The following is a 22,523-nucleotide window of genomic DNA, read 5'->3' as shown; positions in this document are numbered from 1 at the left end:
CGATCGTAGGGCCCGGCGACCGGAGCACCGCTACGGTCGGGCCATGGCCCTGCCCATCGAGGAGTACGCGCTCATCGGCGACACCGGCACCGCGGCCCTCGTGGGCTCAGACGGGTCGATCGACTGGCTCTGCCTGCCCCGGTTCGACTCGCACGCCTGCTTCGCGGCGCTCCTCGGGACGCGCGAGCACGGCCGGTGGCTGCTGGGGCCGGCGCAGGAGGCGACCAGCAGCCGGCGCTACGTCGGCGACACCGCGTTGCTCGAGACGACGTGGACCACCCCGACCGGCTCGTTCCGGATCACCGACGTGATGCCGCTCGCGGACCAGCGCGCCGACGTGGTCCGCCGGATCGAGGGGCTCGAGGGCAGCTGCCGGGTGCGCCACGAGTGGACGGTGCGGTTCGGCTACGGCCGCATCAAGCCGTGGGTGACCCGCCACCACCACGACGGCCACGAGGTGATCATGGCCGTCGCCGGTCCGGACCGGCTGGTCCTCCGCGGCCCGCGGCTCCCCCGTCCCGACGACGGCCACCACGTCGACGAGTTCGAGATCGAGGCCGGCGAGGTGATGACCTTCTCCACGACCTGGCAGGCCTCGCACCGCGGGCTGCCAAACTTCCTCGACCGTGGCTCCCGCATCGACAGCACCTGCCGGACGATGCAGGAGTGGGCCGACCACTGCGACTACGACGGCCCGTTCCGCACCCAGGTGGTCCGCTCGCTGGTGACGCTGCGGATGCTCACCCACGGCGGCACCGGCGGGATCGTCGCCGCCCCGACGACGTCGCTGCCCGAGGACGTGGGCGGCGAGCGCAACTGGGACTACCGCTACTGCTGGCTCCGCGACGCCTCGCTCACCCTCGAGGCGCTGCTCCGGTGCGGCTACCGGCGCGAGACCCGGCTCTGGCGCAACTGGCTGCTGCGGGCGGTCGCGGGCGACCCGCACGACCTCCAGATCATGTACACCGTCGACGGCGGCCGCGAGCTGCCCGAGCGCACCCTCGACCATCTCCCGGGGTACGCCGACTCACGCCCGGTCCGGATCGGGAACGGCGCCGTTCACCAGCGGCAGACCGACGTCCTCGGCGAGGTGATGGCCGCGCTGCACCTGGCGAGGCAGCGCAACATCGACGATGACCACGAGTCCTGGGCGCTCCAGCGGGTCCTGGTCGAGGAGCTCGCCGAGCACTGGGACCAGCCCGACAACGGGCTCTGGGAGGTCCGCGGCCCACAGCGCCACTTCACCCACTCGCGGGTGATGGTGTGGGTGGCCTTCGACCGCGCCGTGCGTGCCGTGGAGGAGCACGGCCACGAGGGGCCGGTCGAGCGGTGGCGGGAGCTGCGCGAACGGGTGCGCGCCGAGGTGCTCGACCGGGGTGTCGACCGGCGGCGGGGCACCTTCACCCAGCACTACGACACCACCGAGGTCGACGCGTCGCTGCTGGTCCTCCCCACGCTCGGCTTCGTCGAGGGCGACGACCCGCTGATGCTCGGGACGATCGCGGCGGTCGAGGAGGACCTGATGCACGAGGGGCTGCTGCTCCGCTACCGCACCCAGACCGGGGTCGACGGGCTGACGGGATCGGAGAACCCGTTCCTGGCCTGCTCGTTCTGGCTGGTCTCCGCCTACGCCGCGGCCGGTCGCGTCGACGACGCCGAGAAGCTGCTCACCCGGCTGATGTCGCTGACCAACGACGTCGGGCTGCTCGCCGAGGAGCACGACCCCCGGACCGGCCACCACGTCGGGAACTTCCCGCAGGCGTTCTCCCACCTCGCGCTCGTCAACGCCGCGGTCGACGTCGCCGAGGCGCGGATGCGCTGAAGGAGCGGTCTCAGCGCGGGGCGCGGCGCTCGCGGCCGGCACGGACGGTGTCGCGGGCGTACTCCAGCCCGGTCACCACCGTGAGCGCGACGGCGACCGCCATCAGCGCCATCGCGATCCACCAGAGCCCGGTGCCGATCGGTTCCCAGGATCCGGTGAACTGCTGCACCGGCGCGATCAGTGTCCCGAGCGCCAGGGTCTGCACCATCGTCTTCAGCTTGCCGCCACGGCCGGCCGGGAGGACGATCCCCTGCCGCGCCTGCACCAGCCGCATGACGGTGATCCCCCATTCGCGGACCAGCACGACCACGGTGACGGCCCACCACAGCTCGCCTATGAGCGAGAGCCCGACGAAGGCCATGCCGGTCAGCGCCTTGTCCGCGATCGGGTCCGCGATCTTGCCGAAGTCGGTGATGAGGTTGTGCTTGCGGGCGAGGTCGCCGTCGATCTTGTCGGTGAGCATCGCCAGCGCGAAGATCCCGTAGGCCACCCACCGCCAGCCCGCGGACTCCCCGTCGTCGACCAGCAGCGCCCACGCGAAGAACGGCACCATCAGGATCCGCAGCGTGGTCAGCGCGTTCGGGACGTTCCAGTTGCTGGGCTTGGCCTGCGTGCTGGTGGGGGTCGTGCCGCCGCTGGTGCTGTCGCTCATGAGGTCACCTCCGCCACCAGGTCCGCTCCTTCGCAGTCGACGACGACGGCGTCCACCATCTCACCGACGGCCACCGGTTCGTCGTACCCGATGAGCGTCGTCGTGCCGTCGACCTCGGGCCCCTGGTGCTCGGCCCGCCCCTCGGCGGTCGGCCCCTCGACCTGCTCGACGAGCACCCGGACATGCTCGCCGACGCGGTCCTCGGCGCGCTGGGCGGTGAGCTCCTCGACCAGCGAGACGACGTGCTCCACGCGGGCGCGGATCTCCTCGGCGTCCAGCTTCCCGTCGTACGACGCGGCCTCGGTGCCGTCCTCGTCGGAGTAGCCGAAGACACCGGTGACGTCGAGCCGGCCGGCCTCCAGGAACGAGCAGAGCGTCTCCAGCTCCTCCTCGGTCTCGCCGGGGAACCCGACGATCACGTTGGAGCGGACCCCCGCAGCGGGTGCCTGGCGGCGGATGTCGTCGAGGAGCGAGAGGAAGCTGTCCGGGTCGCCGAAGCGGCGCATCCGGCGCAGCACGCCGGGTGCCGCGTGCTGGAAGGAGAGGTCGAAGTAGTCGGCCACGCCGTCGGTGCCGGTGATCGCCGACACCAGCCCCGGCCGGGTCTCGGCGGGCTGCAGGTAGGAGACCCGCACCCGCTCCACGCCGTCGACGGCGGCGAGCTCGGGCAGCAGCGTCTCGAGCAGCCGGAGGTCGCCGAGGTCCTTGCCGTAGGAGGTGGAGTTCTCGCTGACCAGGAAGAGCTCCTTCACCCCCTGCTCGGCCAGCCAGCGCGCCTCGCCGAGGACGTCGCTGGGGCGGCGCGAGACGAAGGAGCCGCGGAAGCTCGGGATGGCGCAGAACGCGCACCGTCGGTCGCAGCCGCTGGCGAGCTTGAGCGGCGCGACCGGGCCGCCGTCGAGCCGCCGGCGGACCGCGCGGGGACCGGTGCGTGGCGCGACCGCCTCCGGGAGGTCGGGCGCCGCGATCGTGTGGCCGGGGACGACGACGTCGACCGCAGCGTCGCCGCGCGCCACCGGGCTGACCGGCAGCAGCTTGCGACGGTCCTGCGGGACGTGGGCGACGTGCGGGCGGCCCTCGAGGATGCCGCGCAGCCTGTCGGCGATGTCCGGGTAGTCGTCGAACCCCAGGACCGCGTCGGCCTCGGGGAGCGAGTCGGCGAGCTCGCGGCCGTACCTCTCGGCCATGCAACCGACGGCGACGACCGCCCTCGTCGCCCCCTGCTCCTTGAGGTCGGCGGCCTCGAGCAGCGTGTCGACGGAGTCCTTCTTCGCCGCCTCGACGAAGCCGCAGGTGTTGACCACAACGGCCTCGGCGGCGGACGCGTCCTCGACCAGCCGGAACCCCTCGGCCTCGAGCCGGCCGGCGAGCTCCTCGGAGTCGACCTCGTTGCGGGCGCACCCGAGGGTCAGCATGGCGACCGTGGTGAGCCCGGTGGGCTCCTCGGTCGGGACGTCGGCGAGGTCAGGGGTGGAGGAAGTCACTACCGTCGAGTATGACGGCTCCCCGACGGGCCCACGAATCCGCGCGACGTGACGCGGGTGTGGGGTTCAGCACCCGTGGTGCCGCGGCTCACTCCTCGCCGGGCGTCACCACGGTGCCCAGCGAGGTCCCCCGCCGGTCCCACCGCACGAACCCGGCGGCCTCCGCCGACTCCTCGGTGTCGAACCAGACGTCCGCCTGCGCCCGCGCGTAGAGCCGGGACCGCCGGGTGTGGAAGGTCTTGGTCGCGACGTGGCCCTTGACCGAGTAGCCCGGCGGCGCGCTGCCGTCGTAGGGGGCGTACGCCGATCCGGGGCCGTACGGCCCCTTCCGCCAGGCGCCGTCGTCCTCGTCGTCGGCGTCCTCTGCGGCGTCCCCGGTCGCCGCGGCGGCAGCCGCCTCGGCCTCGGCGCGCTCACGCTCGAGCCGCTCCGCCTCCTGGCGCTGCTTCTCCAGCCGGGCCAGCCGCTGCTTCTCCAGCCGGGCCGCCTCCGCACGCTCCCGCAGGAGCCGCTCGGACTCGAGACGCTCCCGCTCCGCACGCTCGGTCTCGGCGCGCTCGCGCTCCAGCCGCTCGGCCTCGGCACGCTGCGCCTCCAACCGGGCCAGCCGCTCGGCCTCCAGCCGCTCGGCCTCAGCCCGCGCAGCCTCAGCCCGCGCAGCCTCAGCCCGCGCAGCCTCCGCGCGCTCCGCCTCGGCGCGCTCACGCTCCAGCCGCTCAGCCTCGGCACGCTGCGCCTCCAACCGGGCCACCCGCTCGACCTCCAGCCGCTCGGCCTCGACTCGCTCCGCCTCCGCGCGCTCCGCCTGGGCGCGCTCACGCTCCAGCCGCTCAGCCTCGGCACGCTCAGCCTCGGCACGCTCGGCTTCGGCCCGCTCACGCTCCAGCCGCTCGGCCTCAGCCCGCGCAGCCTCAGCGCGCTCACGCTTCAGCCGCTCGGCCTCAGCCCGCGCAGCCTCCGCCCGCTCACGCTCCAGCCGATCGATCTCGGCCCGCTCGCGCTCGAGCCGCTCCGCCTCGAACCGCTCCGCCTCGGCACGCTCACGCTCCAGCCGCTCACGCTCGAGCCGTTCGGCCTCCTCGCGCTCACGTCGCCGCAGCTCGAGCGCCAGGCGGATCTCCTCCGCCTCCCGGTCGTCGTCGCGGTCGTCCGGGGCGCCGCCGGCCTCGACCGGGCGGGCGTAGGGGAAGGGGTCGACGGGCTCGGCGTACGGGAACGGGTCCTCCGCGGCCTCGCGACCGGCGGGAGCGCCGAACGGGAAGGGCACCTCGTCGGCACCAGGTACGAACGCGTCCGACGAGGGGACGGCGTAGGGGTCCGAGGGGCGCGAGTCCCACGGGCGCGACGCCCGCTCCTCGGCGGGCACCGCGACCTTGCCGGTGGCGACACCGGCCCAGTCGCGCCAGTTCTCGGCGGCCTCCGACCAGTCGTCCCGCTTCTCGGCCTTGCGGCCGGACGAGGCGGCGACCCGGGCCGGGCGGGACCAGAGCTCCTCCTCCTCCCACGGTCGGCCACCGCCGACCACCGGGAAGGGCGACTCCGGCTCGTCCAGGACGGTGGCCGCGGAGCCGCGGGCGGCGGCTCCCGCACCCACCCCGGCGAGCTCCTGCTCCGCCGGCTCCGGCGTGCGGGGGGCCTCCGGAGCGGGGGCGTCGACCCAGCGCTCGACGACCACACGGCGGGTGGAGAACAGCACGGTGACGGCCGCGCCTGCACCGGCCGAGAGGGCCAGGGCCCACCAGACCTGGGAAATCAGCCACATCACGGCGTACCACTCCCTGCGTCAGGCTCAGGGACGGACTCCTTGGTCACCACGCTGCCGGCCAGCTCGGGCGGCAGCGGCTTGACCACGGCCCGCAGCGCCACCGCCGCGGCGGCGGCGCCGAGACCGAACGAGACGAGGAGGAGCACCAGCAGCTCTCCGTAGAGGAACAGCACCTCAGCCCTCCTTCACGACGACGGAGCCGCGCTCGTTCTGCGCCCGCTGCTCGGCGACCTCGAACTGGTCGCCGTAGCCGCGGAGGTCCATCCGGTTCTTCGCGACGCCGGCCTGCTTGAGGACGGCGGCGAGCCCCTTGGCGCGCTTCAGCGAGAGGTTCGCGCCGTCGGGGGTGTCGCCATCCGCGTGGCCGCCGACCACGACCGAGGCGGACGCGCAGGCAGCGAGGAGCCGGCCGGTCTCGCGGGCCATGCCCTGTCCCGCCGAGGTCAGCTGCGCCGACCCCGGGGCGAAGAGGATCCGCTGGTTCCGGGTGGCGCGGTCGATCTTGGCCTGCAGGTCGGTGCAGGCGCGGGCCTCCTTGGCGGAGGCGTAGACCGACTCGGTGCGCACCGCGAGCACGCCTGGCACGTCGCCGACCACGGTGCGGACCTGGCCGGCGTCGGTCCCGGTGGGCACCTCGGCGACGACCTGGCGGCCGTCGGCCACCAGCCGGACCCCGGTGACCCCGGCCTTCTCCAGCGCCGTCTGCGCGTCGTCGACGAGGGCCGACTCGAGGTCGGGCCCGCTGACCGCGCCGACGAGGGCGGCCAGGCCGAGGGGTACGACGAGCGCCACGACCCAGAAGGCCGCGGCGAGCGGACGTCGCACCCGGTGCTTCTCCACGACTCGCAGCTGGGGCGGAGCGGGAGGCGCCGGCTCCGTCGTGGTCTCCATGGGGGCTCCTGCTCAACGCCGACGTGCGGGCCAGCGGACGCTGGACGATCGCATCGACGGTACCGTCGAACCACCCCTGAACGGGCGAAAACGGGCGAAACGCTTTACCTAGCCCGCCGGGGTCAGGGGCGCTGGAACACCTGGGTCGCCGGTTCGTCGGGCTCCCCCAGGAACCCCATGTCCTGCTGCCCCACGATGACCGAGACCGCGCCGCCGTTGTCGCTGCTGACCGTGATCGGCGGGAGCACCTCGACGCGCTTGACCTCGCCGATGACCAGGTCGCCCTCGAAGACGAGCTCGCCGTCCTTGTCGCGGACCTCGACGTGCGCGCTCGCGTCGACCGCGGTCAGCGTCGTCGGCACCGGCTGCGGACCGACCTGCCGCTTCGGCGGCTCGCCGTAGGCATTGCTCAGCCCGCCCGACCCGTTCAGCACCGGCGGAGGCGTCTGGAGCAGCTCCTCGCCGTCGCCGGCGAACAGCCGCACCCCGCTCCAGACCAGCACGAGAGTGAGCACCAGTCCGATCAGCAGGGCCCAGTTCGGTCCGCCGTAGGTGCTCCGGATGCTGCCGTGCATCCCGGTGGCCAGCTCGGCCTCGAACACCCGCCGGGCGTTGACCGGCGCGGTGGCGTAGCGGGCCTCGAACTGGGCCAGCATCGGCGCGGGGTCCTTGCCCAGCACCCGGGCGAGGGTACGGATGTGCCCGCGGGCGTAGAAGTCGCCGCCGCAGGGCGTGAAGTCGTCGACCTCGATCGACTCGATGACGTGCGGTCGGATCCGGGTCCGCTCGGCGAGCTCGTCGACGCTGAGCCCGACGCGGTTGCGGGCGGCGGCGAGCTCAGGGCCGATGACCGGGTCGTACGCCGGCTCGGGCTCGAAGTCCTCGATGACCAGCGGCGCGACCGGCTCCCCGATGCGCGCGATGGCGCGGACCTTGCCCGACCGGTGCACGGCCGGGGCGTCGGCGTCGATCACCCGGAGCGGCGCGGTGTGCCCGGTGGAGTCGTCGTCCTCAGTCCGGGCGACGGCTCCGGCGGGCTCGTCGCCCTCGTCCCCGGTCCGCTCCTCGACGGGCGCGCGGTCGGCGGAGCGGCGCAGCCAGCGCGGCCGCCGCTCGGTGACCGGCTCGGCGTCGTCCACGATCACCGGGCGCTCCTCGACCTCGGGGGCCGACTGCTCCGGGACGACCGGCGCTGCCGGTGGGGCGAGCGCGACCTCCTCGGCCCGGACCGGGTCGCCGGGGGTGGCGAGCAGGGTGACGACCTCGGCGCGTCCCTGGGAGAGCGCCGCCACCCGGTCGCCGAGGTCGCCCTCGCCGGTCACCCGGGTGGTGATCCCCAGCGGGACGGCGATCGCGGCGCCGTACACCTTCTGGTTGAGCCGGGCCGCACGCAGCGCCCGCCCCTCGAGCCCCTCGGCCGCCCGCTGCACGTGGTGCAGGGAGACCACCAGCCGCCCGTCGTGCAGCAGCCCCTTGCGCGGCTGCACGACGACCTTCTCGATGGCCTCCCAGGGCAGCCCGCGCCACTGGTCGCCGAACCGGGTGCGCACCCCCATCTCGTCGGCGACGAGCAGCGGCGCCCGGCCGTCGAGCAGCGAGCGGAGGAAGCCGACCGCGGTGACGGCGAGCACCACGCAGAGCAGCCAGTCGAGAGCGGCACCGGTCTCGGTCGCCCGCCAGAGGTAGGCGATCGCGATCGCCGAGGCGGCCGCGCCGATCACCGCCGAGACCGCCCCGTTGCGGCGCACCTCTACCGGTTCGGGCGACGCCGTCAGCTCGTTGCCGGGCCCGCGGTCCTCGTCGCCACCGAGGGTGGGGACGTTCTCGAGCGGCTGTGCACTCATGTCACTGCTCTCCCTGCAACGTGGCGATGACCTCGTCGAGGTCGTCGGGCTTGATCAGGACGTCGCGTGCCTTCGAGCCCTCGCTGGGCCCCACCACGCCACGGCTCTCGAGGATGTCCATCAGCCGGCCCGCCTTCGCGAAGCCGACGCGGAGCTTGCGCTGGAGCATCGAGGTCGACCCGAACTGCGTCGACACCACCAGCTCGATCGCCTGGACCACGAGGTCGAGGTCGTCGCCGATGTCGTCGTCGAGCTCCTTCTTCGACGCCGCCGGGGCGGTGACGTCGTCGCGGTAGCTCGGCTGCAGCTGCTCCTTGCAGTGCTTGACCACCTGGTGGATCTCGGCCTCGGTGACCCATGAGCCCTGGACGCGGACCGGCTTCGAGGCCCCCATCGGCAGGAACAGCCCGTCACCCTGGCCGACCAGCTTCTCCGCACCCGGCTGGTCGAGGATGACCCGGCTGTCGGAGAGGCTCGAGGTGGCGAACGCAAGCCGCGACGGCACGTTGGCCTTGATCAGCCCGGTGACCACGTCGACGCTCGGCCGCTGGGTGGCGAGCACCAGGTGGATGCCGGCCGCGCGGGCGAGCTGGGTGATCCGGACGACCGCGTCCTCGACGTCGCGCGGGGCGACCATCATCAGGTCGGCGAGCTCGTCGACGATCACCAGGAGGTAGGGGTACGGCGCGAGCACGCGTTCGCTGCCCGGGGGCGGGGTCACCTTGCCCGCGCGTACGGCCTTGTTGAAGTCGTCGACGTGACGGAAGCCGAACGCGGCGAGGTCGTCGTACCGCATGTCCATCTCGCGCACCACCCAGGCGAGCGCCTCCGCCGCCTTCTTCGGGTTGGTGATGATCGGCGTGATCAGGTGCGGGACGCCTTCGTAGGCGTTCAGCTCGACCCGCTTCGGGTCGACCATGATCATCCGGACCTCGTCGGGCGTGGAGCGGACCAGGATCGAGGTGATCATCGAGTTGATGAAGCTCGACTTCCCGGAGCCGGTGGCGCCGGCGACCAGCAGGTGGGGCATCTTCGCGAGGTTCGCGACGACGAAGCCGCCCTCCACGTCCTTGCCGAGCCCGACGATCATCGGGTGGTGGTCGTTGCGGGCGTTGCCCGACCGCAGGACGTCACCGAGGGAGACGATCTCCTTGTCGGTGTTGGGGATCTCGATGCCGATCGCCGACTTGCCGGGGATCGGGCTGAGGATCCGCACGTCGGCGCTGGCGACCGCGTAGGCGATGTTCTTGCCGAGCGCGGTGACCTTCTCGACCTTCACCGCGGGGCCGAGCTCGACCTCGTAGCGGGTGACCGTCGGGCCGCGCGTGTAGCCGGTCACCTGGGCGTCGATGTCGAACTGCTCGAGCACCTGGGTGAGCCGCTCGACGACGTCGTCGGAGGCCTTCGTGCGCGCCTTGTGCGGGCTGCCGGCCTTGAGCATCTCGTTGCTCGGCAGCGAGTACGCGACGTCGCCGGAGAGCGCGAGCTGCTCGACGCGCGGCGGGAGCGGGGTGTGCGGGGGCGGCTCGGGCTCGCCGATCGGCTCGTCCTTGCCGACCGCCTGCGCGACGTCGACGGGGTCCGGGGCCTTCTTGCCGCGCTTCTTCCGCTGGTCGAGCTCGTCGAGTCCCGGCTCGACCATGACGGGGCTGTCGTAGGCCGGGTCGCCCTCGGGGGTGAACTCGTCGCCCTCCACCGCCATCGAGCCGACCCGGCGGCGGGGGCGGCTCCGCTTGAGCGGGCTGGCCTGCTCGGGGACCTGCGCGGCCTCGGCGGCGGGCTCGGGGTGCCGGCCGAGGAGCGAGCGCAGCTTCGACGGCACCTGGTAGAGCGGCGTCGCGGTCACCACGAGGAGGCCGAAGACGGTGAGCAGGGTCAGGATCGGGACCACGACGTACGGCGTCTGCAGCAGGTCCGTGGCCAGCGAGCCGATGACGAACCCGATCGCACCGCCGGCGCCTTCGAGCGCGTCGGTGTCCTGGCCGTCGGGGCTGCCGTTGGCGAGGTGCACCAGCCCGAGGAGCCCGAAGACCAGCGAGCCCCAGCCGATGACCTGTCGGCCGGCGGGACCGGTGCTATCCGGGTTGCGCATCGTGACCGCCCCCGCACCGAGGAGCACCAGCGGGACGAACCAGCCGAGCAGCCCGACCGAGCCGTTGACGATCGTGCGGGTCGTCTCCCCCACGTCGCCGGGCAGCCGCCACCAGACGGAGGCGGCGACGACGACCGAGAGCGCGATGAGGAACAGGCCGACGCCGTCCCGACGGTGCTCGGGGTCGAGCTCCCGGGCCGAGTGGCCGACGCGGCGGACCACCGCCCCGACACCGTGGGCCAGCCCCAGCCAGAACGCCTTCAGGGCACGGCCGAGCGCCGCGAAGAGCCGGTACACGGGGCCAGGCCCGTTGCGCACTGCTCGCGGAGCAGGGCGGGCCGAGCTCGACCTGCCCTTGCTGCTCTTCGAGGTGGTGCGGCGGGACTGGCTACCGGACGACCGGGAACGCGAACCGCCGGAGCTCTTGGAGGATCCGGAGGAGCGCGACGCCGGCGGGGAAGACGTACGGGTCGCCATGGCGTCGAATCTACGGGATCACCACACCAGTCACAGGCATCACACGCCGGGTCGGGAGGGCGGCGAACCCGGACGAATGCGACAGCCGTCGGCACCTTGTCGGCGGGCGCGCCTAGTCTCACCCCATGGCCGGTCGAGAGCTCACCGTCACCCGGGTCGTGCACGCCTCTCCCGAGGAGGTGTGGCGGGTGCTGACCGACCTCGAGGGGGCACCCCGGACGCTGCGCGGGGTCACGCGGGTGGAGGTGCTCGAGGGGGCGTCGTACGACGTCGGGACGCGGTGGGCCGAGACCCGGAGGATCCTCGGCAAGGAGGAGACCCAGACCATGGAGGTCACCGGCTCGGACCCGCCCCGGCGGACGGTGATCGAGTCCCGGTCGACCGGGGTGCTCTACCGGACGGTCTTCACCCTGGAGCCCATCGCCGACGGCACCGAGCTGAGCGTCTGCTTCGGGGCGAGCCACCCCGACCCGACGCTGCTGCAACGGGTGACCGTCACGGTGTTCGGCCGGGTCGGCGCCGCGCTCACCAGCCGGCTGCTGAACCAGGACCTCGAGGACATCGCCCGCCGCGCCGAGTCGTCCTCCGCCGACTGAATCTCTTGTCGAACCGCCCCTCGTGGCGCGCCGCCCTGGTGTCGAACCGCCCCTCGTGGCGCGCGTCCGGGTCGGCTGCGTCGGGGTGCTGTCGCGGGGAAGCATTCCGGGATGAAGCTGTACGCCGATGCGCCGGTCCGCCGTACCCGCCAGGTCGCCGGAGACCTCCTCCTCGCCCTGTGGATCGTCGCGTGGGTGGCGTTCGCCCGGCTGGTGCACGAGACCGTGATGCTCCTGGCCCGCCCGGGTGAGGAGATCGAGTCGGCGGGCAACGGGCTCGCCGAGCGGCTCCGCGACGCCGGCAACGCGGTGGACGACGCCCCGCTGCTCGGCGACCGGCTCGAGTCGCCGTTCTCCGGCGCCGGCGACGCGGCCGACAAGCTGGCCGGGGCCGGTGCCTCCCAGGTCGAGGCGGTCGAGCAGCTCGCGACCTGGCTCGCCCTCGCGGTCGGCGCGATCCCGATCCTGCTCGCGGTCGCCGTCTACGTCCCGCTGCGGTGGAGGTTCGTGCGCGAGGCGACGGCGGGACAGCGGTTCGTCGACGGGGCCGCCGACCTCGACCTCTTCGCGCTCCGGGCGCTGACCAACCAGCCGATGCACCGGCTCGCCCAGGTCAGCGACGACCCCGCGGGGGCGTGGCGTGAGCGAGACCCGCTCGTCGTACGCCGGCTCGCCCTGCTCGAGCTCGCCGACCTGGGGCTCCGCCCGCCTCCGTGACGCCACGAGGGGCGGCTCGACACCAACCCGCGCGCCAGGAGGGGCGGCTCAACACCCGCCCGCGCGCCACGAGGGGCGGGTCAACCCAGGAGGCGGGCGAGGACGGCGGCCGCCTTCTCGGCGTCGGAACGGGTCACGTCGAGGTGGGTCACCAGCCGCAGGGACGTCGCGCCGACGGCGGAGACCAACACCCCCTCCTCGCGCGCCGCGGCGACGACCCGGGCCGGGTCGGCCATCGGGACGACGACGATGTTGGTGTCGACGGTCGCCGGGTCGACGCCGCAGACCTCGGCGAGCAGCCGCGCGTGCTCGTGGTCCTCGGCGAGCCGCTCGACGTGGTGGTCGAGGGCGTACAGCCCGGCCGCCGCGAGGATCCCGACCTGGCGCATCCCGCCGCCGAGCCGCTTGCGCCAGACCCTCGCCTCGGCGATCGTCTCCGCGGTCCCGGCGACCAGCGAGCCGACCGGCGCCCCGAGCCCCTTGCTGAGCGCGACCGCCACCACGTCCGCCACCGCGCCGTACGACGCCAGCGGGGTCCCGGTCGCCACGTGGGCGTTCCAGAGCCGGGCCCCGTCGAGGTGCACCCCGAGCCCGCGCTCGTCCGCGAACTCCCGAAGAGCCTCCAGCTCGGGGAGCGGGACCACCGCTCCCCCACCGAAGTTGTGAGTGTTCTCCACGGAGATCGCCCGGGTGGCGACGAAGAACGGCCCCATGTCGGGGGCGTACATCGACTGGATCGTGACCAGGTCCAGCGGCTTCCCGACCCAGGTGCGCATCGTCAGCCCGGTGACCGCCCCGTGCACCCCGAGCTCGGCGCGCGCGATGTGCGCGGAGGCCTCGCAGAGCACCTCCTGACCCACCCCGACCAGCGACCGGACGGCGAGCACGTTGGCCATCGAGCCGGTCGGCGAGAACAGCGCCGCCTCCTTGCCGAGCAGCCCGGCGACCCGCTCCTCGAGCGCCTTGACCGTGGGGTCCTCGCCGTAGACGTCGTCCCCGACCTCGGCGCCGGCCATCGCCTGACGCATCCCGGCGGTCGGCTTGGTCAGGGTGTCGCTGCGCAGGTCGATCACCCGCGCAGCCTACGGAAGAAGCGCGCGGGTCAGCTCCCCGAGCCGGGCTTGGTCATCTGCCCCATCGTCGCGGCGGCGGCGCGGTCCGGCGATGCGGACGAGGCCGCGGCCATCGCCTTGTTCTTCACCGACCCTGCCACCACGTGGTCCTTCCCGGCGAACAGCGCATCGAGCCCGTCCTCGGCGACGTCGTCCGGGTCGTCCTTCTTCCCGGACCCGACCTTGGTGTCCTCCATGTCGGCGCGCTCGAAGAACTCGGTGTCCGTCGGCCCGGGCATCAGCGACGTCACGGTGACGCCGGTGTCCGAGAGCTCGTGGCGGATCCCCTCGGCGAACGAGTGCACGAACGCCTTCGAAGCCGCGTACGTCGCGTGGTACGGCCCGGGCGCCTTCGCCGCGATCGACGCCGTCACCAGCACCCGCCCCGAGCCGCGCGCCACCATGTCACGGACGACGAGCTTGGCGAGGTGGACGGTCGAGCGGACGTTGAGGTCGACCAGCCGCAGGTCGTCCTCGAGCGAGGTCTCCCAGAACCGTCCGCCGACCCCGATCCCGGCGTTCAGCGCGAGCACGTCGACGGGACGGCCGAGGTGGGCCACCTCGTCGTACAACGCGGTGACGCCTTCCGGCATCGACAGGTCGGCGGGCACCGCCATGACCTCGCGGTCACCGGCTCCGGCGCGCAGCTCCTCCGTCGCGGTCGCGAGCTCGGAGTCCTCGGCAGCCACCACGACGTCGTGGCCGCGCCGGAGCAACCCACGGGCGAGCGAGAGGCCGATGCCGCTGGAGCCACCGGTGACGACGGCGAGCGGGGCAGCGTCGGAGGTGAGGTCGGAGGTGGGAGTGGTCATGTCGACCGGTTACCCCCACGTGCCCGGCCGGAACCCTCAGACCTCGACCGGGCCGTGCACCTCGCTGAGCATCTCCGCGACGAGGAACGCGAGCTCGAGCGACTGCACCCGGTTGAGCCGCGGGTCGCAGACCGACTCGTAGGCGTTCGCGAGGTCCGCCTCGAGCAGCTCCTCGCCACCACCGACGCACTCGGTCACGTTGTCGCCGGTGAGCTCGACGTGGAGCCCGCCGGGCCAGGTGCCGAGCGCACGGTGCACGTCGAAGAACCCCTGGACCTCGTCCATGACGTCCTCGAAGCGGCGGGTCTTGTACCCCGACGACGCCTCGAACGTGTTGCCGTGCATCGGGTCGCAGACCCAGGCCACCTGGACACCCGCCGCGGTCACCTTCTCGACGAGCTCGGGCAGGACGTCGCGGATCTTGCCGGCCCCCATGCGGGTGATGAAGGTCAGCCGGCCCGGCTCGTTCTCCGGGTTCAGCCTCTGCGCCAGCGCGATCGCGTCGTCGGGGGTCGTCGTCGGGCCGAGCTTCACGCCGATCGGGTTTTGGATCCGGCTCAGCAGCTCGACGTGCGCTCCGTCGAGCTGGCGGGTGCGCTCACCGATCCACAGGAAGTGCGCCGACACGTCGTAGGGCAGGTCGGTGCGGCTGTCGATGCGGGTGAGGGCGTGCTCGTACTCGAGGATCAGCGCCTCGTGGCTGGAGTGGAAGTCGACCCGGTGGAACTCGTCGGGGTCGGCCCCGATCGCCTTCATGAAGGTCAGCGCCCGGTCGATCTCGTTGGCCAGCCGCTCGTAGCGCTTCCCCGCCGCCGAGGAGCGGACGAAGTCGGTGTTCCAGGTGTGCACCTGGCGCAGGTCGGCGTACCCGCCGGTGACGAACGCGCGGACCAGGTTCAGCGTCGACGCGGACGAGTTGTAGACGTCCAGCAGCCGCTGCGGGTCGGGGGTGCGGGCCTCGGCGGTGAAGTCGAAGCCGTTGACGGCGTCGCCGCGGTACGCCGGGAGGGTCACGCCCTCACGGGTCTCGGTGTCGGACGAGCGGGGCTTGGCGTACTGACCGGCGAGCCGGCCCAGCTTCACCACCGGCACGGACGCGGCGTAGGTGAGCACGACCGCCATCTGCAGCAGCACGCGCAGCTTGGCGCGGACGTTCTCCGCGGTCGCGCCCTCGAGCGTCTCCGCGCAGTCGCCGCCCTGGAGCAGGAACGCCTCCCCCCGCGTCACGGCGGCGAGCTTCCCCTTGAGGTCGTCGCACTCCCCCGCGAACACCAGCGGCGGCACCTTGCGGAGCCGGGCGACGGTGGCGTCCAGGGCGTCTCGGTCGGGCCACGACGGCTGCTGGGCGGCGCCCTGCTCGTGGAGGGTGGTCAGGTCGGGGATCTGCACCGCTCCAGGGTACGCCGGACACGCACACCGCCCTCCCGGTGGCCAGTGTCCGAGAACGGGCCCTGAGGAGCCCACCGAACCCTCCGAAAACTCGGACATCGGCCGCATAGCTCCCCTACCCTCCTCGGCATGGGAATGCTGGACCGGCTGCGGCCTCCGACCGTGGAGGCGTGGCACCCCCCGTCGCTCGGCACCTGCCAGTGCGAGTGGCACATCGAGGACCTGCTCGAGCACGAGATCCCCTTGGCCGACGGCAGCGGCTGGGTCTTCGTACGTGACGTCGTCGCCGCGGGCGGCCTGACCGTGGTCCCCACGCCGGACGCCCTGTGGATCGACGGCACGCGCGCCAACGAGCGCCACGGTCCGTTCCACTGGCGGGTCTTCTCGCAGCGCGAGCTCGACCGGTTCTACGACGACGAGGCGCCGACCCGGCTCGACGACGCGCTCTTCGTGCAGCCCGGCGTCGAGGCGGTGCTGTGGCTCTCGCAGCGCAGCGTGCTGGCCGTGGGCGCACCGCGGATGTGCAGCCGGGGCGTCCAGGGCGCCGTCGTCCGGTCGCTGCTCAACGACCGGATCCGCAGCATCCTGTCCTGACCCGGGCCGCCGTCAGCCGAAGAACACCTCGGCCTCGGCGTACTCCTCGGGCGAGACGAGCTTGAGCTCGCCGGTGCCCTCGACGAGCGGCACCCGGACGATGTCCTTGCCGCGCAGCGCGACCATCTTCCCGTAGTCGCCGTCGGCGACCGCGGTGATCGCGTGCAGCCCGAAGCGGGTGGCGAGCCAGCGGTCGAACGCGGTCGGCGTGCCGCCGCGCTGGACGTGGCCGAGGACCACCGCGCGGGCCTCCTTGCCGGTGCGCTGCTCGATCTCCTTGGCGAGCCGGTCGCCGATGCCGCCGAGCCGGACGTGGCCGAACGCGTCGACCTCGCCGCTCTGCAGGGTCATCTCGCCGCCCTCGACCGGCACGGCCCCCTCGGAGACGACGACGATCGGGGTGAAGTTGGTCTCGAAGCGGCGTTCGACGTAGGCGCAGACCTTCTCGATGTCGAAGGGCTTCTCCGGCAGCAGGATGATGTTGGCGCCGCCGGCGATGCCGGCGTGGAGCGCGATCCACCCCGCGTGCCGCCCCATCACCTCGACGACGAGCACCCGGTGGTGCGACTCCGCGGTGGTGTGCAGCCGGTCGATCGCCTCCATGGCGATGTTGACCGCGGTGTCGAAGCCGAAGGTGAAGTCGGTGCCGGACAGGTCGTTGTCGATCGTCTTCGGGACGCCGACGACGTCGACACCGAGGTCGGCGAGCTTGGTCGCCACCCCCAGGGTGTCCTCGCCGCCGATGGCGACCAGCGCGTCGACGCCGTTCGCGGCGAGGTTCTCCTTGATCCGCTCCACGCCGCCGTCGATCTTGAACGGGTTGGTGCGCGACGACTTCAGGATCGTGCCGCCGCGCGGAAGGATCCCGCGCACCTCGTCGACGCCGAGCGGGCACGTCACGTTCTCCAGGGGCCCCCGCCAGCCGTCGCGGAACCCGACGAACTCGAAGCCGTAGGTCCCGACGCCCTTGCGGACGACGGCGCGGATGACAGCGTTGAGGCCGGGGCAGTCGCCGCCACCGGTGAGGACACCAACTCGCATGGAGCCACCGTAGCGACGCCGGTTGGAACGTTCCAGTGGGCGATTCGCGGGGCGACCGTGCCCGTCAGTACCGTGCGGGCATGACGTTCTCCATCGTGGCGCGCTCCGCGGACGGCGAGTCCTGGGGCGTCGCCGTCGCTTCGCGCTTCCTCGCGGTCGGCTCGGTCTGCCCCGCCGCGGTCGCCGGGATCGGCGCGCTGACCACCCAGGCCGAGGCGAACGTCGCCTACAAGGGGCTCGGCCTGGCGATGCTCGAGGAGGGCGCCACCGCCGAGGTCGCGCTGCAGCGGATGATCGAGGACGACGAGGGGCGCGACTACCGCCAGGTCGGGATCGTGGACGTCGAGGGCGCCGCGGCCAACTACACCGGCGCCGGCTGCCTCGACTGGGCCGGTGGCGTCACCGGCACGGGGTACACGATCCAGGGGAACCTGCTCGCCGGCCCCGAGGTCGTCGAGAACATGCAGAAGGCGTTCGAGGCGGCGCCCCCGGGCGCGGGGCTCGCGCGGCAGCTCCTCGCCGCGCTCGTGGCCGGCGACGAGGCCGGCGGCGACATCCGCGGCCGTCAGGCGGCCTCGCTGTTCGTGGTCCGCGAGGGCGCGGGGTACGGCGGCGGCGACGACATCGACGTGGACCTCCGGGTCGACGACCACCCCGACCCGTGCGCCGAGCTCGGCCGGCTGCTCACCCTCCAGGAGCTGTACCTCACCCCGTCCACCGACGAGGAGAAGGTCCCCGTCGACGACGTCCTCCGCGAGGAGCTCGAGGAGCGGGCGCAGGCCCTCGGCCACGCCGACTTCTACTCCTGGGTCGGCTTCGCCAACTTCGAGCTCCGCGTCGGCGACGACTGGGTGGACGAGCGCGTCCTCGCTATCCTCCGCGCACCGCACTAGCGACCTTCTCCCCTGCCGACAGGAGCCGATGGATGAGCGTGCTGGCGATCGACGCCGGGACCACCGGGGTCACCGCGCTGGTGGTCACCGAGCAGGGGACGATCGCAGCCAAGGGCTACGAGGAGTTCGGCCAGCACTTCCCGAAACCGGGGTGGGTCGAGCACTCGCCCGAGGAGATCTGGCAGGCCACGCTCGAGGCGTGCCGCTCCGCGGTCCGGTCGTACGAGCGGCAGGACGGCCCGCCCCTCCGGGCGGTCGGGATCACCAACCAGCGCGAGACCGTGGTCCTCTGGGACCGGGAGACCCTCGGGTCGCCCCGGCGCGCGATCGTCTGGCAGGACCGGCGCACCGCCGAGCTCTGCAGGCGGCTGCGCGACCAGGGGCACGAGGAGCGGGTGGTGGAGCTGACCGGGCTCCGGATCGACCCGTACTTCTCCGGCACCAAGCTGCGCTGGCTCACCGAGAACGAGCCGCACACCTGGGCGCTGGTCGAGGACGGCCGCTACGCGATCGGGACGGTGGAGTCCTACCTGGTCGCCCGGATGACCCGCGGCACCTGGCACGTCAGCGACGTCTCGAACGCCTGCCGGACCCTCCTCTTCGACCTCGCGGCCGGCGACTGGAGCGACGAGCTGTGCGAGCTCTTCGGGGTGCCGCGCAGCGCGCTGCCGGAGATCGTGCCGAACTGGGGGGAGATCGCGACCACCGACCCGAAGTCGTTCCTCGGGCTCGAGCTGCCGGTCAGCGGGCTCGCCGGCGACCAGCAGTCGGCGCTGTTCGGCCAGACCTGCTTCGACGTCGGCGACACCAAGTGCACCTACGGCACCGGGTCGTTCATCCTCACCAACACCGGTACCGAGCCGGTCCGCGCGGACGGGCTCCTGACCAGCGCGGCCTGGCGCTCCCCTGAGGGCGAGCTGACCTACGCGCTCGAGGGTGCGGTGTTCGTGACCGGGGCGGCGGTGCAGTGGCTCCGTGACGGGCTGCAGATCGTCGGCTCCGCCGCCGAGACCCAGGCGATCGCGTCCACCGTGGAGAGCACCGACGGGGTCGTGTTCGTGCCGGCGCTCGCCGGGATGGGGGCGCCCGAGTGGGACCCGACCGCGCGCGGCCTGATCATCGGCGTCACCCGCGGGACCACCCGCGCCCACCTCGTCAGGGCGACCCTGGAGGCGATCGCCTTCGAGGTCCGCGACGTCGTGGAGACGCTGCCCGGGTCGGTGTCGCTGACCTCGCTGACGGTCGACGGCGGCGCGTCGGCGAACGACCTGCTCTGCCAGCTGCAGGCCGACCAGCTCGGCGTACCCGTGGAGCGGCCGGAGATGGTCGAGACCACCGCCCTCGGCGCAGCGTTCCTCGCGGGGCTCGGCGCAGGCGTCTGGTCCTCGACCGACGAGCTCCGGGACACCTGGAGCCTCGACCGGCGGTTCGAGCCGAGCGGCGACCGGAAGGCGGCCGACGACGCGCATGCCCGGTGGCGGCGGGCCGTCGAGCGGGCCAAGGGCTGGGCCGACTAGCCACCCTCATCCGGTGCAGCTGGGTCCTGGACCGGCCCGGAGACAGCTCATCTGCACGGCATAAGAGCCGGTCAGCGCTTCTTGAGCTTCTTCAGCTCCTTGGCGGCCACCTCCGCCTCCTCGGCGGCCTCCGCCAGCTCGGCTTCCGCACCCTCGAGCTCCTCGTCGAGCTCGGAGACCGCCTCCGCGGCGTCCTCGGTGTGACCCTCGAGCTCGGCCACCTGCCGGCGCAGCTCGTCGAGCTCCGCCTCGAGCTGGAGCACCTTCGCCTGGGCCTTCTCGCGCTTCTCACGGAGCTTGTCGCGCGCCTTGGTGGCCTTGCGGACCGCCTTCCCCGCCGCCTCGACCCGGTCCTGCGCCTCGCGCAGTGGCCGCTCGTCGTCCTGGACGACGGTGAGCGTGGGTGGTCCGGACGGCGCCTCCGTCCGTGGCTCGTCGGGCACCACGGCGAGCACCTCGGCGAGCGACTCGAGCCCCGTCGAGCTGAGCGGCTGGGCGAGCAGCCCGGAGGCGAGCGCCTCGGCCGCCCGCGGGTCGGCCATCGCGGCCTGGAGGGTCTCCTCGACCTGGCGGGTCGCGGCGTCGCTGAGCCGCTGCCCCCGCCCGGCGGCGACCTCCTTCACCTGCGCGGTGACCGCCGCGACGAGCCGGCGCCGCTGCTTGGTCAGCTCCCGCAGCGCATTGCCCTGGAGCAGCGACTGCGCCTCGCGGAGCGACTCGCCGAGGGCCACCACCTGGTGGACGAGGTCGGCGCGCTCGCGGACGAGCTGGTTGACCGCCCACGCCGGGAGCGCCGGGCGCCGGAGCGCCTTGACCTGCTTGGCGAGCGCGCGGTCGCCAGACGAGCGCACCTCCTTCTCCACCCGGGTCCGCGCCTCGGTGAACTCCTCGGGAGCCAACCCGTAGAGCTCCTCGGCGATCTCTTGGAGCGAGGCCACGCTCAGTGCTCCTCGTCGAGCCCCTGCTCGAGCGCGTACCTCACCAGCTGCACCCGGTTGTGCAGCTGCAGCTTGCGCAGGGTGTTCTGCACGTGGTTCTGCACGGTGCGGTGCGAGAGCACCAGGCGCTCGGCGATCTGCTTGGAGCTCAGCCCCTTCGCGACCAGCCGCAGCACCTCGGTCTCCCGCTCGGTCAGCCGGGGCGTCCCGTCGCCGCCGGTCGCCTCGGGCCCCTCGGCGAGGCGGCGGTACTCCCCCAGCACCAGCCCCGCCAGCCCGGGGGTGAAGACCGTGTCGCCGAGGGCGACCCGGCGTACGGCGTCGAGGAGCTCGGCGCTCGAGGCGGACTTGACGAGGTACCCGGTGGCGCCGGCCTTCACCGCGTCGAGCACGTCGCCCTGCTCGCCGGAGGCGGAGAGGATCAGCACGCGCACGGTCGGGTCGTCCTGCACCAGCGTGGCGGTGACCTCCACCCCGCTCGGCGGCGGGATCTGCAGGTCGAGGACGACCACCTGAGGCCGGGTGGCACGGGCTCGCACGAGCGCCTCCTCGCCGGTGGCCGCGGTGGCGACGACCTCGAGCCCGGCGGCCTCGAGGTCGCGGCACACCGCGTCCCGCCACATGGGGTGGTCGTCGACGACCATGACGCGCAACGACTCGGCTGCCGGCTGGGAGGTCACGGGCCGATCGTAGGACCGCCACCTGCTCCGCGGCCTCCGACCGGCGGCCCGACCAGCCGTTCAGCCGCGCGGCACGACCAGCTCCCACTCGGTGCCCTGCCCGGGCGCCGAGACCAGGCGGGCCTCCCCACCGAGGTCGGCGACCCGGCCCCGGATCGACTCGCGCACGCCCAGCCGCCCCTCCCGCTCGGCCTCGTCGAGCCGCCCTGGCGGGATCCCGGGCCCCTCGTCACGCACCGTCACCACGACGGAGCCGCCGAGGTCCTCCACGAGCACCCAGGCAGGAGCATCCTCCCCGACGTGGCGCCGCACGTTGTCCAGGCAGGCGGCGACGACCGCCGCGAGCTCCCGGGCGCGGGGTGCGGGCATCGGGACCGGGCGGCCCGGACCCGAGACGGTGTACGGCGCGGCCGGCAGCAGCTCGAGCAGGTCGACGGACCCCCCGCCGGTGTCCACGGCGTCGACGTGGTCCTGGGCCTGCACCAGCGCCCGGAGCGCGGCTTCCTGCTCACCGGCGAGCCGGCCGACCTCGGCCATCGACCCGCCTGCCTCGGTCCCCCGCCGCTGCACCAGCGCCAGGACCTGGAGCACGCCGTCGTGCACGGCACGGGCCAGCCGCAGCCGCTCGGCGTGCGCGGCGGCCTCCCGCTCGGCCCGGGCCCGGATCTCCACGGCCACCCGGAGGGTCCGGGTGGAGTAGGCGACCACACCCGCGGCGAGCAGCAGCAGGAAGATGTTGCCCCAGGTGCGTCCGGCGGCCTCGACCCGCACCGACAGGTCGGCCAGCGAGAGCACCGCGGCGGCACCCAGCGCCTGCACCCAGTGGCGGCCGACCGCCCAGGCCAGCACGGCAGGGATCACCCAGAAGGTCGGCACGGTGGACGCGTGCCGCTCGAGCATCGCCTCGGACTCCACCAGCGGCGTGCAGAGCAGCAGGCCGACGGCGACGCCGAGGTCGGCGACGTACAGCGGGAGCCCCCGCCGGCGCGGCGCGTCGAACGCCCACGACACGAAGCCGGTCCACACCACCATGACTCCCAGCAGCACGAGGAGCAGCCGCGGGCGGGTGAACTCCTCGAAGCGCGCGAGGTTGAGGGCCAGTGCGTAGACCAGCACCACCAGCCGCAGCACCCCGAGGGCACGGAAGAGGGTGGTCTCGACCTGGTCGGCCGCAGCCTCCGGGTCCGGGCCGGGGCGGACCGCCACC

General features: G+C 73.4%; 20 protein-coding genes. 6 read left to right on the top strand and 14 right to left on the bottom strand.

Going from position 1 to position 22,523, the window contains the following annotated elements:
* Positions 1 to 43 precede the first annotated feature (43 nt).
* Positions 44 to 1,822, top strand: coding sequence for a glycoside hydrolase family 15 protein (locus FIP57_RS18850; protein ID WP_148575095.1), 1,779 nt, complete (start codon positions 44 to 46; stop codon positions 1,820 to 1,822).
* 10 nt (positions 1,823 to 1,832) lie between these two features.
* Here FIP57_RS18850 and pgsA read toward each other — a convergent pair whose 3' ends face one another.
* The 7 genes from pgsA to FIP57_RS18820 all read right to left on the bottom strand — a co-directional run bounded on the left by pgsA (position 1,833) and on the right by FIP57_RS18820 (position 11,027).
* A complete protein-coding gene (gene pgsA / locus FIP57_RS18845) occupies positions 1,833 to 2,474 on the bottom strand; it encodes a CDP-diacylglycerol--glycerol-3-phosphate 3-phosphatidyltransferase (RefSeq protein ID WP_148575094.1) in 642 nt (213 codons plus the stop codon).
* On the bottom strand, positions 2,471 to 3,889 hold the full coding sequence (gene rimO / locus FIP57_RS18840) for a 30S ribosomal protein S12 methylthiotransferase RimO (RefSeq protein WP_148575148.1): 1,419 nt from the start codon (positions 3,887 to 3,889) through the stop codon (positions 2,471 to 2,473). Before rimO ends, pgsA begins: the two co-directional genes overlap by 4 nt.
* A 157-nt stretch (positions 3,890 to 4,046) precedes the next feature.
* Positions 4,047 to 5,720: a sunset domain-containing protein gene (locus FIP57_RS18835; RefSeq protein ID WP_476739180.1), complete on the bottom strand. Its 1,674-nt coding sequence runs from the start codon at positions 5,718 to 5,720 to the stop codon at positions 4,047 to 4,049.
* Positions 5,720 to 5,896 (bottom strand): hypothetical protein, encoded by a 177-nt coding sequence (locus FIP57_RS23375; protein ID WP_162529869.1) that lies wholly within the window; start codon positions 5,894 to 5,896, stop codon positions 5,720 to 5,722. The genes FIP57_RS18835 and FIP57_RS23375 overlap by 1 nt, the downstream gene beginning before the upstream one ends.
* A gap of 1 nt (position 5,897) precedes the next feature.
* Entirely contained in the window at positions 5,898 to 6,614 is a 717-nt protein-coding gene (locus FIP57_RS18830; RefSeq protein ID WP_148575092.1) for an OmpA family protein, read from the bottom strand.
* Positions 6,615 to 6,736: 122 nt separating this feature from the next.
* Complete coding sequence (locus tag FIP57_RS18825) at positions 6,737 to 8,458, bottom strand: helix-turn-helix domain-containing protein (protein WP_148575091.1); 1,722 nt, start codon at positions 8,456 to 8,458, stop codon at positions 6,737 to 6,739.
* Between the two features lies 1 nt (position 8,459).
* Entirely contained in the window at positions 8,460 to 11,027 is a 2,568-nt protein-coding gene (locus FIP57_RS18820; protein WP_148575090.1) for an FtsK/SpoIIIE family DNA translocase, read from the bottom strand.
* A 125-nt stretch (positions 11,028 to 11,152) separates the two neighbouring features.
* Here FIP57_RS18820 and FIP57_RS18815 point away from each other — a divergent pair, with 125 nt between their 5' ends.
* Together FIP57_RS18815 and FIP57_RS18810 are read left to right on the top strand one after the other, a co-directional pair.
* On the top strand, positions 11,153 to 11,623 hold the full coding sequence (locus FIP57_RS18815; protein ID WP_148575089.1) for an SRPBCC family protein: 471 nt from the start codon (positions 11,153 to 11,155) through the stop codon (positions 11,621 to 11,623).
* Positions 11,624 to 11,734: 111 nt separating this feature from the next.
* Positions 11,735 to 12,340 (top strand): hypothetical protein, encoded by a 606-nt coding sequence (locus FIP57_RS18810; protein WP_148575088.1) that lies wholly within the window; start codon positions 11,735 to 11,737, stop codon positions 12,338 to 12,340.
* 80 nt (positions 12,341 to 12,420) lie between these two features.
* Here FIP57_RS18810 and FIP57_RS18805 read toward each other — a convergent pair whose 3' ends face one another.
* Genes FIP57_RS18805 through FIP57_RS18795 form a run of 3 tightly spaced genes read right to left on the bottom strand, consistent with a single transcriptional unit; the run spans position 12,421 to position 15,653 of the window.
* Positions 12,421 to 13,413 carry a threonine aldolase family protein gene (locus tag FIP57_RS18805; protein WP_148575087.1) on the bottom strand — a complete coding sequence of 331 codons (993 nt, stop codon included), beginning with the start codon at positions 13,411 to 13,413 and terminating at the stop codon, positions 12,421 to 12,423.
* Positions 13,414 to 13,442: 29 nt separating this feature from the next.
* On the bottom strand, positions 13,443 to 14,264 hold the full coding sequence (locus FIP57_RS18800) for an SDR family NAD(P)-dependent oxidoreductase (RefSeq protein ID WP_148575086.1): 822 nt from the start codon (positions 14,262 to 14,264) through the stop codon (positions 13,443 to 13,445).
* 36 nt (positions 14,265 to 14,300) lie between these two features.
* On the bottom strand, positions 14,301 to 15,653 hold the full coding sequence (locus FIP57_RS18795) for a class II 3-deoxy-7-phosphoheptulonate synthase (protein ID WP_238993591.1): 1,353 nt from the start codon (positions 15,651 to 15,653) through the stop codon (positions 14,301 to 14,303).
* Positions 15,654 to 15,782: 129 nt separating this feature from the next.
* Here FIP57_RS18795 and FIP57_RS18790 point away from each other — a divergent pair, with 129 nt between their 5' ends.
* Positions 15,783 to 16,247 carry a hypothetical protein gene (locus FIP57_RS18790; RefSeq protein ID WP_148575084.1) on the top strand — a complete coding sequence of 155 codons (465 nt, stop codon included), beginning with the start codon at positions 15,783 to 15,785 and terminating at the stop codon, positions 16,245 to 16,247.
* 12 nt (positions 16,248 to 16,259) lie between these two features.
* On the opposite strand, the gene FIP57_RS18785 is transcribed toward FIP57_RS18790, so the two are convergent.
* Entirely contained in the window at positions 16,260 to 17,288 is a 1,029-nt protein-coding gene (locus FIP57_RS18785; protein ID WP_148575083.1) for a 6-phosphofructokinase, read from the bottom strand.
* Positions 17,289 to 17,368: 80 nt separating this feature from the next.
* Here FIP57_RS18785 and FIP57_RS18780 point away from each other — a divergent pair, with 80 nt between their 5' ends.
* Positions 17,369 to 18,181 (top strand): DUF1028 domain-containing protein, encoded by an 813-nt coding sequence (locus tag FIP57_RS18780; RefSeq protein WP_148575082.1) that lies wholly within the window; start codon positions 17,369 to 17,371, stop codon positions 18,179 to 18,181.
* A gap of 32 nt (positions 18,182 to 18,213) precedes the next feature.
* On the top strand, positions 18,214 to 19,698 hold the full coding sequence (glpK, locus tag FIP57_RS18775; protein WP_148575081.1) for a glycerol kinase GlpK: 1,485 nt from the start codon (positions 18,214 to 18,216) through the stop codon (positions 19,696 to 19,698).
* Between the two features lie 71 nt (positions 19,699 to 19,769).
* On the opposite strand, the gene FIP57_RS23370 is transcribed toward glpK, so the two are convergent.
* From FIP57_RS23370 to macS, 3 genes are all read right to left on the bottom strand, one after another.
* A complete protein-coding gene (locus FIP57_RS23370) occupies positions 19,770 to 20,636 on the bottom strand; it encodes a hypothetical protein (RefSeq protein ID WP_162529868.1) in 867 nt (288 codons plus the stop codon).
* A gap of 2 nt (positions 20,637 to 20,638) precedes the next feature.
* Entirely contained in the window at positions 20,639 to 21,280 is a 642-nt protein-coding gene (locus FIP57_RS18765; protein WP_148575147.1) for a response regulator, read from the bottom strand.
* Positions 21,281 to 21,376: 96 nt separating this feature from the next.
* A complete protein-coding gene (gene macS / locus FIP57_RS18760; RefSeq protein WP_148575080.1) occupies positions 21,377 to 22,522 on the bottom strand; it encodes a MacS family sensor histidine kinase in 1,146 nt (381 codons plus the stop codon).
* Position 22,523: the final 1 nt, after the last annotated feature.

The organism is Nocardioides caldifontis (assembly GCF_008087345.1).
GTDB lineage: Bacteria > Actinomycetota > Actinomycetes > Propionibacteriales > Nocardioidaceae > Marmoricola_A > Marmoricola_A caldifontis.
The sequence above is the reverse complement of the archived record's forward strand: the minus strand, read 5'-3'. Positions and strand labels throughout refer to the sequence as shown.

Excerpts from the sequence above, each read along its gene's own strand:
- FIP57_RS18815 (WP_148575089.1), top strand. The coding sequence starts at position 11,153 with ATGGCCGGTCGAGAGCTCACCGTCACCCGGGTCGTGCACGCCTCTCCC.
- FIP57_RS18835 (WP_476739180.1), bottom strand. The coding sequence starts at position 5,720 with ATGTGGCTGATTTCCCAGGTCTGGTGGGCCCTGGCCCTCTCGGCCGGT.
- FIP57_RS18765 (WP_148575147.1), bottom strand. The coding sequence starts at position 21,280 with ATGGTCGTCGACGACCACCCCATGTGGCGGGACGCGGTGTGCCGCGAC.
- FIP57_RS18830 (WP_148575092.1), bottom strand. The coding sequence starts at position 6,614 with ATGGAGACCACGACGGAGCCGGCGCCTCCCGCTCCGCCCCAGCTGCGA.
- glpK (WP_148575081.1), top strand. The coding sequence starts at position 18,214 with ATGAGCGTGCTGGCGATCGACGCCGGGACCACCGGGGTCACCGCGCTG.
- FIP57_RS18785 (WP_148575083.1), bottom strand. The coding sequence starts at position 17,288 with ATGCGAGTTGGTGTCCTCACCGGTGGCGGCGACTGCCCCGGCCTCAAC.
- rimO (WP_148575148.1), bottom strand. The coding sequence starts at position 3,889 with ATGCTGACCCTCGGGTGCGCCCGCAACGAGGTCGACTCCGAGGAGCTC.
- pgsA (WP_148575094.1), bottom strand. The coding sequence starts at position 2,474 with ATGAGCGACAGCACCAGCGGCGGCACGACCCCCACCAGCACGCAGGCC.
- FIP57_RS18820 (WP_148575090.1), bottom strand. The coding sequence starts at position 11,027 with ATGGCGACCCGTACGTCTTCCCCGCCGGCGTCGCGCTCCTCCGGATCC.
- FIP57_RS18790 (WP_148575084.1), top strand. The coding sequence starts at position 15,783 with ATGGGAATGCTGGACCGGCTGCGGCCTCCGACCGTGGAGGCGTGGCAC.
- FIP57_RS18780 (WP_148575082.1), top strand. The coding sequence starts at position 17,369 with ATGACGTTCTCCATCGTGGCGCGCTCCGCGGACGGCGAGTCCTGGGGC.
- FIP57_RS18825 (WP_148575091.1), bottom strand. The coding sequence starts at position 8,458 with ATGAGTGCACAGCCGCTCGAGAACGTCCCCACCCTCGGTGGCGACGAG.
- FIP57_RS18850 (WP_148575095.1), top strand. The coding sequence starts at position 44 with ATGGCCCTGCCCATCGAGGAGTACGCGCTCATCGGCGACACCGGCACC.
- FIP57_RS18800 (WP_148575086.1), bottom strand. The coding sequence starts at position 14,264 with ATGACCACTCCCACCTCCGACCTCACCTCCGACGCTGCCCCGCTCGCC.
- FIP57_RS18810 (WP_148575088.1), top strand. The coding sequence starts at position 11,735 with ATGAAGCTGTACGCCGATGCGCCGGTCCGCCGTACCCGCCAGGTCGCC.